Genomic DNA, 15334 nt, shown 5'->3' with positions numbered 1-15334 from the left:
CCGACAGTCCCCGATTGAGGAATTCATGCGGCCGTCGGCATCCGCCGGAATTCGAGATCGGGGACTTGCGATGAGATTTGGCACGGAGATCGTTCTTCTAAGCCTCTTTGCTTTTGCGGCGCTTGTGGCCGCCGGCTTCGGCGTGGACGAACCCTTTCGCCAGCATATGTGGGTCTTGTTCTTCGTCTTGGCTGGCTTCACCGCGATCCTGTTGCGCACGACGGACTTCAAGCCGGCGATCCCCGTTGACCCCGGCGCGTACATGGACGGGCCGATCCGCTACGGCGCCATCGCAACCATATTCTGGGGTGGTGTCGGGATGCTGGTCGGCGTGATTATCGCGCTGCAGCTCGCTTATCCCGACCTGAATGTCGCGCCATGGTTCAATTTCGGCCGTCTGCGCCCGCTGCACACCTCTGGTGTCGTCTTTGCCTTCGGCGGCAACGCGCTTCTGTGCACCTCCCTCTACGTGGTGCAACGGACCTGCCGCGCCCGCCTGTTCGGCGGCAATCTCGCCTGGTTCGTCTTCTGGGGTTACCAGCTCTTCATCGTCATGGCCGCGACCGGCTATCTGCTCGGCATCACCGAGAGCCGCGAATACGCCGAACCCGAATGGTATGTCGACATCTGGCTGACGATCGTCTGGGTCGCCTATCTGTTGCTCTTCCTCGGCACCGTCCTGAAGCGCAAGGAACCGCACATCTACGTCGCGAACTGGTTCTACCTGTCCTTCATCATCACCATCGCGATGCTGCACGTCGTCAACAATCTTTCGATGCCGGCCTCCTTCCTTGGATCGAAGAGCTATTCGGCTTTCTCCGGCGTCCAGGACGCGCTCACGCAATGGTGGTACGGCCACAACGCCGTCGGCTTCTTCCTCACCGCCGGCTTCCTCGGCATGATGTACTATTTCGTGCCGAAGCAGGTGAACCGGCCGGTCTACTCCTATCGCCTCTCGATCATCCACTTCTGGGCCCTGATCTTCCTCTACATCTGGGCGGGCCCCCATCACCTTCACTACACCGCCCTGCCCGACTGGGCTCAGACGCTCGGCATGGTGTTCTCGATCATGCTGTGGATGCCGTCCTGGGGCGGCATGATCAACGGCCTCATGACCCTGTCAGGCGCCTGGGACAAGATCCGCACCGATCCGATCGTGCGCATGATGGTCGCGGCCATCGCCTTCTATGGCATGTCGACCTTCGAAGGCCCAATGATGTCGATCAAGGCCGTCAACTCGCTGTCCCATTATACGGACTGGACAATCGGCCACGTCCATTCGGGCGCGCTTGGCTGGGTCGGGCTGATCTCGTTCGGCGCCATCTACTACATGGTGCCGAAGCTGTGGAACCGTCAGCGGCTCTATTCGCAGCGGCTCGTCACCTGGCACCTCTGGCTGGCGACGCTCGGAATCGTCGTCTACGCCGCGGTCATGTGGGTCTCCGGCATCATGCAGGGCCTGATGTGGCGCGAGTACGACGAGCAGGGTTTCCTCGTCTATTCCTTCGCTGAGACGGTCGCTGCCATGCACCCTTACTACGTCATGCGCGCCGCGGGCGGCGCTCTCTACCTCGCCGGCATGCTGATAATGGCATGGAACATCACCATGACCATTCTCGGCTACCAGCCCGAGGAGCAATCCCAGCCGGGCCCCACGCCCGCCCTCCAGCCTGCCGAATAGGGAGCCAGACATGGGCTTGATGGACAAACACGCGCTCATCGAGAGGAACGCCACGCTTCTTCTTGTCGGGTCTCTGCTGGTCGTGACCATTGGCGGCATCGTCGAGATCGCGCCGCTCTTCTACCTCGATAACACGATCGAGAAGGTCGAAGGCATGCGGCCTTACTCGCCGCTAGAGCTTGCGGGACGCGACATCTATGTCCGCGAAGGCTGCTACCTCTGCCACAGCCAGATGATCCGGCCGTTCAGGGACGAGGTCGAGCGCTACGGCCACTACAGCCTAGCCGCCGAGTCGATGTACGACCACCCGTTCCAATGGGGTTCCAAGCGCACCGGACCGGACCTTGCCCGCGTCGGCGACCGCTACTCCAACAGCTGGCACGTCCAGCACCTTGCCGACCCCCGCTCGGTGGTGCCGGAATCGATCATGCCCGGCTACGCCTTCCTGAAGGACACGCCGATCGACGTGAAGGACTTCTCCACGCATCTGGTCGCGAACCGGCGCGTCGGCGTTCCCTATACCGACGACATGATTGCCAACTCCAATGCGGACCTGATGGCGCAGGCCGATCCCAGCGCCGATACGTCGGGCCTGGAAGCGCGCTATCCCAAGGCCAAGATCGGCGACTTCGACGGCAATCCGCAGCAGGTTACCGAGATGGATGCGCTCGTCGCATATCTGCAAATGCTCGGCACGCTGGTCGACTTCAAGACCTATGACGAAGCCGCCGGCTATCGCTGAGGAGAGTGACCGATGGACTACAATTTGATGCGGGAGTTTGCCGACAGCTGGGGCCTGCTCGCCATGGCGCTGTTCTTCGTCGGCTGCGTTGCCTTCGCGCTCCGCCCCGGCGGCAAGGCGCGCGCCGACCAGGCCGCACAGATTCCACTCAAGGACGGCTGATCATGAGCAGCGAGCATATCGACGAAATCTCAGGCATCGCGACGACCGGTCACGAATGGGACGGGATCAGGGAACTCAACAATCCGCTGCCGCGCTGGTGGGTGATCACCTTCTACATTACCATCGCGTGGGCTCTCGCCTACACGATCGCCTATCCGGCGTGGCCGATGATCAGCTCTGCCACCCAAGGCGTTCTGGGCTTCTCCAGCCGCAACGACGTCAAGAACGAGATGGCCGCCGCCGAGACGGCCAAGGCTCAGTATGTCGCGGCGATCCAGGCCAAGAGCGTCTCCGAGATCGCCGCCGATAACGCGTTGCGCGAGTTCGCCGTCGCCGCGGGCGGCGCTGCGTTCAGGGTCAACTGCGTGCAATGCCACGGCTCCGGCGCGCAAGGGTCGACAGGGTTTCCGAACCTCAACGACGACGATTGGCTATGGGGTGGAAAGACCGACCAGATCCAGCAGACGATCACGCACGGCATTCGCTTCGCCACCGATGCCGATACTCGCCAGTCGGAGATGACCGCCTTCGCCGATGTGCTGAAGCCTGACCAGATCGCTGAGGTCAGCGCTTATGTCGCCAGCCTCTCGGGCCCTGTCCAGGACAAGAACCTGGTCGGCCCCGGCGCCAAGGTCTTCGCCGACAATTGCGCCGCGTGCCATGGCGAGAATGCAAAGGGCAACCGGGAGCTTGGAGCGCCCGACCTTACCGACGCCATCTGGCTTTATGGGTCCAGCGAGGCGGCGATCGCGGCGCAGGTCCGCACGCCCCATAACGGGGTGATGCCTGCCTGGGGCGGGCGCCTCGGCGAGACGACGGTCAAGGAACTGGCGGTCTATGTTCATTCACTTGGCGGCGGAGAATAGGAAGCGGGGCCTATTCTCGGCCCTCGGCCGTGCAAGCGACGAGGCCCGGCCGAGCCGGGCCTCGACCTGTTCCATCGGCGGTTTTTGACCTGGGTCAACGCGCTGCGATGAGACCTCCGGCAAGACTGCCCGATGAGAGCGGCTCCGTACTTTGCCGCCGTTGGAGATGCATGTGCTCGACCAGACGCAGGTAGAACGGCTCGAGGCCGAAGCGGTGAATTCCGCGAAGACCCGCCAGCCTCTCTACGCCGCGCGCAAGAAGATCTTTCCGAAGCGCGCCTCGGGCCGTTTCCGCCAGTTCAAGTGGCTGGTGATGGCGATCACGCTCGGCATCTATTACCTGACGCCGTGGCTGCGCTGGGATCGCGGCTCCTTCGCTCCTGATCAGGCTGTGCTTGTCGATCTGGCGAACCGCCGCTTCTACTTCTTCTTCATCGAGATCTGGCCGCAGGAATTCTACTACGTCGCCGGCCTCCTCATGATGGCGGGCGTCGGCCTGTTCCTGGTCACGTCCACGGTCGGGCGAGCCTGGTGCGGCTACGCCTGCCCGCAGACCGTCTGGGTTGACCTGTTCCTCGTCGTCGAGCGCGCGATCGAAGGCGACCGCAATGCCCGCATGAAAATGGACGCCGCTCCCTGGACGGCGCGCAAGCTGTTCCTGCGTTCCATCAAGCACGTCATCTGGCTGGCCATAGGCATGGCCACCGGCGGCGCTTGGATCTTCTACTTCGCCGATGCGCCGACATTGCTCATCGAAGTCGTGACCGGCACGGCGGCGCCCGTCGCCTATGTCACGATCGCCGTTCTGACAGGCACCACCTATGTGTTCGGCGGGCTGATGCGCGAGCAGGTTTGCACCTACATGTGCCCGTGGCCGCGCATACAGGCCGCCATGCTCGACGAGAACTCGTTGACCGTGACCTATAACGACTGGCGCGGCGAACCGCGCTCGCGTCACGCCAAGAAGGCACTGGCCGCCGGACAGCTGGTCGGTGATTGCGTCGACTGCAACTCCTGCGTCGCCGTCTGCCCGATGGGCATCGATATCCGCGACGGCCAGCAACTGGAATGCATCACCTGCGCGCTCTGCCTCGACGCTTGCGACGGTGTCATGGACAAGCTCGGCCGCGAACGCGGCTTGATCTCCTACGCGACGCTGGCGGACTACAATGCCAACATGGCGGTGGCGACCGCCGGCGGCACCAGTCCGGTCAATCCGGCGCTGGTGAGAACGCCGAGCGGCAGCTTCGCCGACGGATTGGCGCATTTCCACCTGAGCAAGATCTTCCGCCTGCGCACCTACATCTATCTGGGCGCCTGGTCGGCGATCGGGCTTGTCCTCGTCTATTCGCTGCTGACCCGCGGGCGGCTGGAGCTGAATGTCCTTCATGACCGAAATCCTCAGTTCGTGACGCTTTCGGACGGCTCGATCCGCAACGGCTACACCGTCAAGCTGCTCAACATGATCCCCGAGCCGAGAACGATCGAGGTCGCACTGCATGGGCTGGAAGGCGGCGAGATGAGCATCGTCGGCATCGACCGGCCGCCGGGCCGCTCGTTTGCCATCCCGGTCGAGCCCGACCGGCTCAAGATCCTCAAGGTCTTCGTCCGTCAGCCGGCGACCCTGGTCAAATCACCGGTGCAAAGCTTCGAATTCCGGATCGAGGACAAGTCGAGTTCCGAATCCGCCGCATACACCGCCAGTTTCAACGCATCCGAGAACCGCAAATGAGCACCGATACACGAAAGCCACGCGAGTTCACCGGCAGGCACATGCTGGTCTCCATTCTCGCTTTTTTTTCGGTCGTCATCGGCGTAAACCTCACCATGGCAACTCTCGCCCGCCGGAGTTGGACCGGTCTGGTCGTCGAGAACACCTATGTTGCCAGCCAGCAGTTCAACGAGCGGGCCAGGGAAGGACGCGCGCAAGCCGCGCTCGGCTGGAAAGGCAAGTTGACCATCGCCTCCGGCGAGGTCCGCTACAGCCTTGCCGATGCACAGGGAAATCCGGTGCCGCTTCACGGCGTCAGGGTCTTGTTCCGGCATCCGGCCTACGAGACCGAGGACGAGGCTTTGACGCTCGCCGCGGCCCCTGGTGGCGCTGCTTCCAAGACCGGGGAATTTGCCGCCCGGCACACACCGAGGGACGGCGTCTGGATCGTCGAGATCGATGCCGACGCCGGGCTGACATTGCCGTTTCGCGATGTTCGTCGCCTCATGATCTCGAAGGGAGCCCTGCAATGAGCTGCTGCGCACCGGGTGCCGAAATGGCGTTGGATATCGCCTTTGCGGCGTCTGCTTCGCCCTCGAGTGACGAGATCAGGCTTGCCAGCCGCAACCTCGGCGGCGACATTCACCAGACCGAGCTATCGGTGCCGGCGGTCCATTGCGGGGCCTGCATCCAGACGATTGAAGCCGCCCTTGCAAAGATCGAGAACGTCGACTCCGCGCGCGTCAACCTGTCGACGAAACGCGTAACGGTTCGCTGGCATGGCGGCAGGGTCCCACCTTTCTTTGCCGTGCTTGGCCGGCTCGGCTATCAGGCACATCTTTTCGACCCCGAGACGCACGAGAAGGACAAGGCCCTCTCGGAACTGATCCGAGCAGTCGCGGTCGCCGGCTTCGCCGCGGGCAACATCATGCTTTTGTCCGTCTCGGTCTGGTCCGGCGCCGAGGGCCCGACGCGGGACCTGTTCCACTGGCTGTCGGCCCTGATCGCCATCCCTGCCCTGGTCTTCGCCGGCGCTATCTACTTCCGCTCTGCGGCGAACGCCTTGCGTCACGGCCGCATGAACATGGACGTGCCGATAGCGGTGGGCGTGTCGCTTGCCTATGCGATGAGCCTCTACGAAACCGTAACCCACGGTGAGCACGCCTATTTCGATGCCTCGACATCGCTGCTCTTCTTCCTGCTGATCGGCCGCACGCTGGATCACGTCATGCGGGAACGGGCGCGGACGGCCGTCTGCGGCCTGTCGCGCCTTGCGGCACGGGGATCGGTGGTCCTGCGCGACGACGGCGCGCGCGACTACGTGCCGGTCGCCGAGCTGCAGCCGGGAATGCGCCTGCTTATCGCGGCTGGAGAGCGGATACCGGTGGACGGCGCCATAGTCAGCGGCAATTCCGACCTCGACTGCTCGCTCGTGTCGGGTGAAAGCAGGCCGAAATCCGTCAGCGCCGGAACCCGTGTCCAGGCCGGAACACTCAACCTCACCGGCCCGCTGACGATGCAGGCGACCGCCGCCGCGAAGAATTCCTTCCTGGCGGAAATGGTCCGGTTGATGGAAGCCGCGGAAGGCGGGCGCTCGCAATACCGAAGGATTGCCGACCGGGTATCGGCGCTTTACGCGCCGATGGTCCATATCGCGGCTTTCGCGACCTTCCTTGGCTGGATGGTGGCATCCGGTGATTGGCACCGAGCCATGACCATCGCCATCGCCGTGCTCATCATCACCTGCCCCTGCGCCCTCGGTCTCGCGGTGCCGATCGTGCAGGTCGTGGCGGCCCGGCGCCTTTTCGAGGCCGGGATCATGGTCAAGGACGGCTCCGCCATGGAGCGCCTGGCCGCAGTCGATGCGGCTGTCTTTGACAAGACCGGAACACTCACCCTGGGTCAGCCGCGCCTCACCAATGGATCATCGATCGATCCGACCATGCTGGCGATGGCGGCCGGCATGGCCGCGCAGTCGCGTCATCCGTTCTCAAAGGCCCTGGCGATCCACGCCGGCTTTTGCGGCCAACCCGAGCTTGTCTCGGTGCGGGAAGAACCCGGCTTCGGCATCGAGGCCGAAGCCGGCGGCGACATCTGGCGCCTTGGCCGGCGCGGCTGGGCCGGATGGAAGGCCCGGACCGGAGGTGAAGGCAAGCTCGGCGGTTATGGCGGAACTGTCCTGTCAAGAAACGGCACGATCGTCGCGTGCTTTGCCTTCGAGGACGCGCCTCGGTCCGATGCCAATGCGGCTATCGAGAGCTTGAAGCGCGCCGGCGTGTCGGTCGAAATGCTCTCCGGCGATACGGAGAGAGCCTGCGGCGAGGTTGCCAGCTCACTGGGCATCGACAGCTTTGTGCCGGCGCTGCTTCCTTCGGGCAAGGTCCATTGGATCGAGACGCTGGCCCGCGCCGGCCACAAGGTTTTGATGGTCGGTGACGGACTCAACGACACGCCCGCGCTTGGGGCGGCGCATGTGTCCATGGCGCCTGCCACCGCGGCCGACGTCGGCCGCAAGGCGGCCGACTTCGTCTTCCTGCGCGAAAGCCTACTGGCGGTGCCGCTTGCCTTGGACCTGTCGCGCAAGGCAGGCCGGCTCATCCGCGAAAACATCGCAATCGCGATCGTCTACAATGCCTTTGCCGTGCCGATCGCCATCCTGGGATATGTGACGCCGCTGATCGCAGCCATCGCAATGTCAGCGTCCTCGCTGATCGTGATCGCGAACGCGATGCGGCTGAGAGGAGCCGCGACGACGGCCGCTCCCCAGCAACGTGAGCGTCGTCAGCACCGCACCGACACCGTGGAAGCGGCCCGTTGATGACTACGCTCGCCTATCTCATTCCTGTGGCCCTCTTCCTGGGCGCGCTCGGCCTGTCGGGCTTCCTGTGGGCGCTACGCAGCGGACAGTACGAGGACCTTGATGGGGCTGCCGAGCGGATCCTGATCGACCCGGATGACATCGAGAACGAAATCGCGCACCGAAAATGAGGTAGATCAAGGCGCAGCCCGCCTGGAAGCCTCTAAACATGCGAGAAACGATGGAGGCGTACATGCAGGCCAGTGCCATAATGACAACCCCGGTGATCACGATCGACGCGGCAACCCCCGTCGCCGGCGCAGTCGAACTGATGCTGTCTAAGAAGATCAGCTGTCTGCCGGTCGTCGGCGCTGACGGAACGCTGGCCGGCATGGTCAGCAAAGGCGACTTCCTGCGTCGAGCGGAGCTTGGCACCCAGCGGGCCCGCGCACGCTGGCTGCAGTTCCTCCTGGGCCCCGGCAAGATCGCAGACGAATATGTTCGCGCCAACGGACGGCGGGTTGACGAGGTGATGACAACGGATGTCGTCTCGGCGTCGCCTCGTGCCTCGCTCGCCGAAATCGTTGAACTGATGACCCGCCACAACATCAAGAACGTTCCGATCGTCGCAGCTGGCGAGATTCTCGGCATCATCACGCGCTCGGACCTCTTGCGCGCTTTGGCTCGTGTCCTGCCGAAATCGGGCGCGACGACCACCGATGACGAGTTGATCCGCAGGAGCGTCGTCGCTGAGTTGCAGAGCCAATCCTGGTGTGGTGGCGACTTGATCGGCGTGACGGTGGACAACGGGGCTGTCGAATTGAATGGCGCGATCTTTGACGAGCGCCAGCGCAAGGCGGCGGTCGTGGCGGCCGAAAACGTCGCCGGCGTGAAGGCGGTCAAGGACAGCCTGTTCTGTGCGGAACCGTTTTCGGTGGTGCTTGTGTCCTAGAACGACGCCTGCCGGAGCCACAGCGCGGTTCCGGTTCTGCCGGGGCTAGGTGGCCGCCAACGGGACCAGTGGTCCGAGAAGCAAGACGGCGAATGCTATCAGCGCTGCGCCAGCAACCCGGTCAACCGTGGTTCGGCCCCCGCTGAACCTGCTGCCAAGCAGGATCCAAAAGGTTCCCGCGACAGCCGTGGTCGCCAGCAGCACGACCCAGTACACACCCAGCGCCTGGGGCTTGGCGTCCGCCGGCACCAATGCCAGGCAATAGATGAATCCCTTCGGATTGATGGCACTTGTCGCGAAAACTGTAATGGCGTCGGCCTTTTTGGATGTGTTGGCGCCAACGCCAGACATGAGACGCAGGCCAAGAACAACCAGCAATCCGGCTGCAACCAGCTCGATCATCGGGACGGCGCCGGGCGACACCAAAGGACGAAGCGAAAACCAGCAGGCGGATGCGACCCCATACCCGCACGCCTGGGCGATGAACAGGGCGATCGCTTTCTCTCGCTTGACCGCTCCCACCATCAAAAGTGCATTGGTCGGCCCCGGCGCGGCAAAAAGCAGAAATGCTTCAAGAAGATGGAGACTGGTCAAGCTGTTTCGTTCCGTGGATGTCGACCTATTGATCGCGGAGGTCTCGCTTGCGTTGACTCTCGTCAGACCATGATCGTCAATCCCAGTGCTCTGTGACGAGTTGGTTCCTGTCCAAGATTTTGCCCGATGGCCATCCGTCAGTTCGACAGGAGGCGGCTGATGCCGCTCTCGTCGATCAGCGAGCGCGTGACACCGCCAAAAGCCCATTCCCGCAGTCGGCTGTGACCATAGGCCCCTGAAACGATCAGGTCGGCATGGATCGAGAGCGCAAAAGTCACGAGCTTGCCGCCGTCCGTGTCGCCTATGATCACCTCGCTTCGTGCGGTGATGCCGTGCTGCTCCAAGAAAACAACGATGTCGGCGAGGCTGTTTCGAACATCCTCTCCGAAGCCGGATTCCATGGTGGCGACGACCACCTCGTTTGCTTTAGCCAGGAGGGGCAAGGCATCAGACAGGGCCCTACGTGCTTCCCGGCTGTCCTTCCAGGCGACAAGGGCAGTCTTGCTCAAAAAATGCTCGGCATTGGCCGCAGTGACCAGTACAGGCCGGCCTGCGCCGAGCACAACGCTCGCGATATCAACCTCCCGGTAGACATTCTCCCCGCCATCCGCTGTTACGATGAGATCGGCTGAACGAGCTGCCAAGCCCAGAGCGCGCGTCGGGCCGCATACGTGTTGTCTCCATTCGCTGCTGACCGAGGGCGGGACAAGCTTCTCGAATAGCTCGCGCAATTCGGCGAGACGTTTCTCGATCTCGAGGCGCTGGTTCTGCATCACCTTGCCTTCGTGGACCATGCCTTCCCCCGTTGCGACCAACGGCGGAACGTCGGCGGCAGCGAGGCCGATCAGGTGAGCATCGAAGCGCTGCGCGAGCTCTGTTGCCAGATTGAGGATCGCCGCCGGGTTTGCATCAACGGCTAGGTTGACGACCATCGTTTTGTAGGACATTCGGGCACCTCGCCTGGAAGCGGAATACATCGTCATTTGCATACTGCGAACGAACCGCGCCTTGATACCGATCAAATGCTCAAAGCAGCCTGTTTGGCGAGCAGGCGGATGAGTGCTACATCATCCATCATTGCTCTTCCCCGATCCGGAGTTCGCTTGTGAGCAAGAAGGGGCAAGCTTCGCCCGAAACTGTGGCAAAAGCGGCCCAGCTGGCAGGCAGTCGACTGCAACACGACAATATGCCGGAACATGAGCTTCTTGCGCTGATGTTCGATCAGGCTCCAGGTTTCATGACCTTGCTCAGCGAGCCTGGTCACGTTTTCCAGTTGACCAATGCGGCTTACCAGCGACTGATCGGTCAGCGGCAAGTTATCGGCAAGCCGGTGCGCGAGGCGTTGCCGGAGCTCGAGGGCCAGGGCTTCTTCGAATTGCTCGATCGTGTCAGCGAAACCGGCGAGCCTTATGTGGGCCGCAATGCCAAAATCGTCCTACGCAACGCCGAGACGGGTATGGCGGAAGAACGCATCCTGGACTTCGTCAACCAACCCATTAGAGCCAGGGATGGCCGCATCAGCGCTATCTTCGTACAGGGCACGGATGTCAGCGACCTGTCGTTTGCCAACGCTTCACTGCAATTACGCGAGGATCACCTGCGTTCGATCCTGGCGACGGTGCCCGATGCAATGATCGTCATCGACGAAAGCGCCCTGATCCAATCTTTCAGTACGGCGGCCGAGACGTTGTTCGGCTACAAGGCCAGCGAAGTCATCGGTCAAAACGTCAAGTTGCTGATGCCCCCGCCTTACCGGGAGGAGCATGACGGGTATATGCAGCGTTACCTGATGACGGGAGAGCGCCGCATCATCGGGCTGGGCCGTACGGTGACCGGGATGCGCAAGGACGGATCGACCTTTCCCATGGAGCTCTCCGTGGGCGAAATGCACCCCGGAACGGGTCGCTTCTTCACCGGTTTCTGCCGCGACCTGACGGAACGCCACAGAGCCGAAGCGAGGATTCAGGAGCAGCAGCAGGAACTGCTTCATATGGCGCGGTTCACGGCACTCGGGGAAATGGCTTCGACACTGGCGCACGAGATAAACCAGCCGCTGACGGCGATCACGAACTATCTCAAAGGCAGCCGCCGCCTGCTCGAAAAGAGCAAAGACGACAATGCCGTCATGTTGGAGGATGCTGTCGAAAAGGCCGCCGAGCAGGCCTTGCGCGCCGGGGATGTCATCCGTCGTCTCAGGGATTTTGTCGCTAGGGGCGAAAGCGAGCGTCAGGTCGAACGTCTGCCGGCGCTGATCGAGGATGCCTCGTCGCTGGCTTTGGTTGGTGCGAGAGAGGCGGACGTGCGCGTCACTTACGATCTCGATCCGGGGGCCGAGCTTGTTTTGACCGACCGTATCCAAATCCAGCAGGTGCTGCTGAATCTGATGAGAAATGCCGTGGAAGCCATGCAGGGGCAGCCGCGCCGCGAGCTGCGTATCGTCACCTTAGCGCGGCACGACGGCATGACGGAAGTTAGCGTTATCGACACTGGTCCGGGCTTGCCCCCTGAGGTCTCAGCTCAGCTCTTCCAGCCTTTCGTCACCACCAAGAAGCAGGGCATGGGCGTCGGCCTGTCCATTTGCCGTACTATCGTTGAGTCCCATGGTGGTCATATCTGGGCAGAGTCGGCAGCCGGCGGTGGGACCGCATTTCGGTTCACTTTGCGCGCCGTGGAAAGGGAAGAGGTCGCCAATGGCCAGTGATGTCGTGCATGTGGTCGATGATGACGTCGACGTCCGCAAGTCTCTGGGCTTCCTTCTTGCGACAGCCGACTTTGCGGTGCGCCTCTATGAATCGGCAACAGCATTCCTGGCAACAGACCCGAAGGAGGTCGACGGCTGCATCGTCACCGACGTGCGCATGCCGGGCATCGACGGCATAGAATTCCTGCGGCAGTTGAAGGCTCGCGGCCATGCCGTGCCGGTCATCGTCATGACCGGGCACGCGGACGTGGCGCTGGCAGTACAAGCGATGAAGGAAGGAGCGGCCGATTTCATCGAGAAGCCATTCGACGACCAGGTGCTGATCGGCGCAATTCGCTCGGCGGTCGATAACCGTAACCGCGGGGTGGCGTCACACCCGCAAGCCGCCGACATTCGGAAAAATCTGTCCACGCTCTCGGATCGGGAACGTCAGGTGCTGGACGGTCTCGTTTCGGGTTTGCCGAATAAGACGATAGCCTACGATCTTGGGATCAGTCCGCGCACGGTCGAAATCCATCGCGCGAACCTCATGAGCAAGATGGGCGCCGGCAGTCTTTCGCATCTGGTGCGTATGGCTTTGATCGCCGATCCCAAGGGCTGAAAAGGCGTTGCGCGAAGGCAAGCACTTTGGTTGCGGAAAGCCGAACTGAAAACCGTTCCATACCTTCGGAATTGCTCTACGAGGGGTTCTGACAATCCTCTTGGCCTCTTTCCAGATGCCAGGCGCGCCAATGTGTCGGCCGGATATCGACCCGGATGCCGGTAACGGCATGCCGCCATCCCTCGCGCCCTTTTTCGCACGGAAATACAAGCGCGTGTAGGCCTTCCTCGTCCAGAACGGCTAGTTCGAGGCTGCGGCCAAACGGAGCGCTTGCGATTGGATTCCACATCCGGTCAGCGTGGGCCGAAAGGTGGCCCGGCGCTTTGATTTGGATCAGTTTTGGCGCGGCCTACGCCTAGAATCTGCGCATCTCAGACGACCAGGCGCCCTGCAATTTGACACAGCTCAAAGCGGCGCCCTTTCCTCGTTCGTAGTTTGGGTCCAGCGGATCGAACCGTCGCACCCACGGCGCGCCTCCTGAACAGGAAACTTACACATGAACTACCAGCGGTTCTTCGAAGACCCGATCGACCAGCTCCACGCCGAGCGGCGCCACCGCGTTTTCGCCGACCTCGAGCGCATCGTGGGCAAGTTTCCACGCGCCATCTGGCGCTCCAACGGCCGCGCCCAGGAAATCAACGTCTGGTGCTCCAACGACTATCTCGGCATGGGCCAGAACGCCGATGTAATCGCCGCCTTCCAGACCGCGGCGGGCAAGATGGGCTCGGCGCCGGCGGCACCCGCAACATTTCCGGCACTCGAGCGGCCGCCCCGCCGTCGCCAAGAGCGACCGAATCACAACCGCTGCTGGTGAGCAACGCGTGCGGGTGAGGGCCAACTTGATCCGGCGCAATGCGTGCCGGTCCGGCCCAAGCGAAAATCGACGTGGATTGAAGGATGACAAAGATGACCCATTCAGTTTCGCACAACTCTCTTACCCATGCCGCCGAGCAGGCGCAGCAATGGGTCAAGGAACTTGCAAAGGATCTGGACTGGAATGAACAGAGCGCATTCCGGCTGCTCAAGTCGGTCCTCCACGCCCTACGCGACTGGCTGTCTCCCGAAGAGATGGCCGATCTTTCGGCCCAGTTGCCGACACTGATCAGAGGCATCTATTTCGACGGCTGGAACCCGGCCGAACCGGCTTGGGAACGCAAGAAGCGCGACTTCATCATTTGCGTGCGAAAAGGCTTTGGCTACGAGCCGGAGATCGACGTCGACAGGTCCATCGCGGCGGTATTCAGGCTCCTCGACCGACACATCTCCCATGGCGAAATCGTCCAGGTCCGCAACTCGATGAAGAAATCGCTACGCGAGCTCTGGCCGGAGGGATAAGCGATGTTTCGAGATCGTCAGGACGCCGGGCAGAAGCTGGGAGCCTCGCTGGAATTACTTCAGCTGAAAGATCCGATCGTGCTCGCCTTGCCACGCGGTGGCGTTCCCGTCGCCGCCGAAGTGGCCAAGGCCCTGCACGCACCGCTGGATCTGGTGATCGTCAGGAAGGTCGGAGCGCCAGGCAATCCGGAATTGGCCGTGGCTGCTATCGTTGACGGCGAACCTCCAGACGTTGTGCTCAACCGGGAGATTGTCGAGGCCTATTCTCTCGGCGATAGCGCGTTGCGCGTACTGATTGCGCAGGAGCGGCCCGAGTTGGAGCGGCGCCGGGCAGCATACCGTGGACGGGAGCTCCCCCTGTCAGTGGCCGGCAAGACAGTGATTGTCGTGGACGACGGGGCGGCGACCGGGACGACGATGAAGGTCGCCATCCGCGCATTGAAGCGACGCTCGCCGCGAAAGATCATCGTCGCTCTTCCCGTCGCGCCGCCGGAGACCGTGGACGAACTCGCGCAGGAAGCGGATTTGACGATCTGTCTCAACCAGCCCGCTCGTTTTCGCGCGCTCGGTTACTATTATGGCAACTTTCCGCAGCTCTCGGACGACGAGGTGATTGATATGCTGACCCTGGCTCGCGAGGACCGCCGCAGCGCTGCCCAAACCAGACGCTCCGGCGCGATGGCCATGGCCAAATCGCGGCACGATGCCCAAAGCTAGGAGTTCGAGCAATGCAGATCCGCACACTTTCCACCCTGGAGTGCACGAAGCTGTTGACAGCAAATCGCGTCGGCCGCCTGGCCTGCGCAAAAGAGGGCCAGCCCTATATCGTGCCATTCTACTATGCGCACGCCGACAACCACCTCTATGCCTTCTCTTTGCCGGGCAAAAAGATCACTTGGATGCGCGCCAATCCGCTCGTGTCTGTGCAGATCGAAGGACATGGCGACGGCCGGGGCTGGAAAAGTGTCATCGTCAATGGCCGGTATGAAGAACTGCCGGACCGGATCGGCCATAAGGTGCAGCTCGATCACGCCTGGTCCTTGCTCAGCAGGCACAACGACTGGTGGGAGCCGGGCGCGCTCAAGCCGGAAACATCGTCGGTCGCCGAGCACTTTCCGAATGTGTTCTTCAGGATATTCATCGCGGAAGTATCGGGGCGAGAGGCGCTAGCTGGTTAGTGTAACGCGGCGAA

The 15334-nt window shown here is 62.4% G+C and carries 17 protein-coding genes and 1 pseudogene; 15 read left to right on the top strand and 3 right to left on the bottom strand.

Going from position 1 to position 15334, the window contains the following annotated elements:
- The first annotated feature begins 70 nt into the window (after positions 1-70).
- The 9 genes from ccoN to P9228_RS06390 all read left to right on the top strand — a co-directional run bounded on the left by ccoN (position 71) and on the right by P9228_RS06390 (position 8911).
- Entirely contained in the window at positions 71-1681 is a 1611-nt protein-coding gene (gene ccoN, locus P9228_RS06430) for a cytochrome-c oxidase, cbb3-type subunit I (RefSeq protein ID WP_278052756.1), read from the top strand.
- A 10-nt stretch (positions 1682-1691) separates the two neighbouring features.
- The gene (gene ccoO / locus P9228_RS06425) at positions 1692-2423 is read left to right on the top strand and encodes a cytochrome-c oxidase, cbb3-type subunit II (protein ID WP_127239747.1); all 732 of its coding nucleotides are present in this window, start codon (positions 1692-1694) and stop codon (positions 2421-2423) included.
- Between the two features lie 12 nt (positions 2424-2435).
- Positions 2436-2585 carry a cbb3-type cytochrome c oxidase subunit 3 gene (locus P9228_RS06420; RefSeq protein ID WP_278052755.1) on the top strand — a complete coding sequence of 50 codons (150 nt, stop codon included), beginning with the start codon at positions 2436-2438 and terminating at the stop codon, positions 2583-2585.
- A 2-nt stretch (positions 2586-2587) separates the two neighbouring features.
- On the top strand, positions 2588-3451 hold the full coding sequence (gene ccoP, locus P9228_RS06415) for a cytochrome-c oxidase, cbb3-type subunit III (RefSeq protein ID WP_127239745.1): 864 nt from the start codon (positions 2588-2590) through the stop codon (positions 3449-3451).
- Between the two features lie 172 nt (positions 3452-3623).
- Positions 3624-5183, top strand: a complete 1560-nt coding sequence (gene ccoG / locus P9228_RS06410; protein ID WP_278052754.1) for a cytochrome c oxidase accessory protein CcoG — start codon at positions 3624-3626, stop codon at positions 5181-5183.
- Positions 5180-5695, top strand: a complete 516-nt coding sequence (locus tag P9228_RS06405; RefSeq protein WP_278052753.1) for a FixH family protein — start codon at positions 5180-5182, stop codon at positions 5693-5695. The genes ccoG and P9228_RS06405 overlap by 4 nt, the downstream gene beginning before the upstream one ends.
- A complete protein-coding gene (locus P9228_RS06400; protein ID WP_278052752.1) occupies positions 5692-7980 on the top strand; it encodes a cation-translocating P-type ATPase in 2289 nt (762 codons plus the stop codon). The genes P9228_RS06405 and P9228_RS06400 overlap by 4 nt, the downstream gene beginning before the upstream one ends.
- Positions 7980-8150 carry a cbb3-type cytochrome oxidase assembly protein CcoS gene (ccoS, locus tag P9228_RS06395; protein WP_278052751.1) on the top strand — a complete coding sequence of 57 codons (171 nt, stop codon included), beginning with the start codon at positions 7980-7982 and terminating at the stop codon, positions 8148-8150. Before P9228_RS06400 ends, ccoS begins: the two co-directional genes overlap by 1 nt.
- Positions 8151-8200: 50 nt before the next feature.
- On the top strand, positions 8201-8911 hold the full coding sequence (locus P9228_RS06390; protein ID WP_347404256.1) for a CBS domain-containing protein: 711 nt from the start codon (positions 8201-8203) through the stop codon (positions 8909-8911).
- Positions 8912-8956: 45 nt separating this feature from the next.
- Here P9228_RS06390 and P9228_RS06385 read toward each other — a convergent pair whose 3' ends face one another.
- Positions 8957-9505, bottom strand: coding sequence for a hypothetical protein (locus tag P9228_RS06385; protein ID WP_278052750.1), 549 nt, complete (start codon positions 9503-9505; stop codon positions 8957-8959).
- Positions 9506-9642: 137 nt separating this feature from the next.
- Positions 9643-10452, bottom strand: a complete 810-nt coding sequence (locus P9228_RS06380) for a universal stress protein (protein ID WP_278052749.1) — start codon at positions 10450-10452, stop codon at positions 9643-9645.
- Between the two features lie 239 nt (positions 10453-10691).
- Here P9228_RS06380 and P9228_RS06375 point away from each other — a divergent pair, with 239 nt between their 5' ends.
- The gene (locus P9228_RS06375; RefSeq protein ID WP_128370965.1) at positions 10692-12206 is read left to right on the top strand and encodes a PAS domain S-box protein; all 1515 of its coding nucleotides are present in this window, start codon (positions 10692-10694) and stop codon (positions 12204-12206) included.
- Entirely contained in the window at positions 12196-12807 is a 612-nt protein-coding gene (gene fixJ, locus P9228_RS06370; protein WP_128370959.1) for a response regulator FixJ, read from the top strand. Before P9228_RS06375 ends, fixJ begins: the two co-directional genes overlap by 11 nt.
- Positions 12808-12883: 76 nt before the next feature.
- On the opposite strand, the gene P9228_RS06365 is transcribed toward fixJ, so the two are convergent.
- Positions 12884-13096, bottom strand: coding sequence for a hypothetical protein (locus P9228_RS06365; RefSeq protein WP_127239738.1), 213 nt, complete (start codon positions 13094-13096; stop codon positions 12884-12886).
- Between the two features lie 207 nt (positions 13097-13303).
- Between P9228_RS06365 and P9228_RS06360 the strand changes: the two are divergent.
- From P9228_RS06360 to P9228_RS06345, 4 genes and pseudogenes are all read left to right on the top strand, one after another.
- Positions 13304-13563 (top strand): annotated as a pseudogene (locus tag P9228_RS06360) (5-aminolevulinate synthase); the annotation flags it as partial.
- Between the two features lie 150 nt (positions 13564-13713).
- Positions 13714-14142: a DUF2267 domain-containing protein gene (locus P9228_RS06355; protein WP_278052748.1), complete on the top strand. Its 429-nt coding sequence runs from the start codon at positions 13714-13716 to the stop codon at positions 14140-14142.
- 3 nt (positions 14143-14145) lie between these two features.
- Positions 14146-14859: a phosphoribosyltransferase gene (locus P9228_RS06350; RefSeq protein WP_278052747.1), complete on the top strand. Its 714-nt coding sequence runs from the start codon at positions 14146-14148 to the stop codon at positions 14857-14859.
- Between the two features lie 11 nt (positions 14860-14870).
- Positions 14871-15320 carry a pyridoxamine 5'-phosphate oxidase family protein gene (locus P9228_RS06345; protein WP_278052746.1) on the top strand — a complete coding sequence of 150 codons (450 nt, stop codon included), beginning with the start codon at positions 14871-14873 and terminating at the stop codon, positions 15318-15320.
- The last annotated feature ends 14 nt before the right edge of the window (positions 15321-15334 follow it).

Source organism: Mesorhizobium sp. WSM4898 (genome assembly GCF_029625845.1).
Classification (GTDB): Bacteria; Pseudomonadota; Alphaproteobacteria; order Rhizobiales; family Rhizobiaceae; genus Mesorhizobium.
This window is presented reverse-complemented; position numbering and strand designations above follow the sequence as displayed.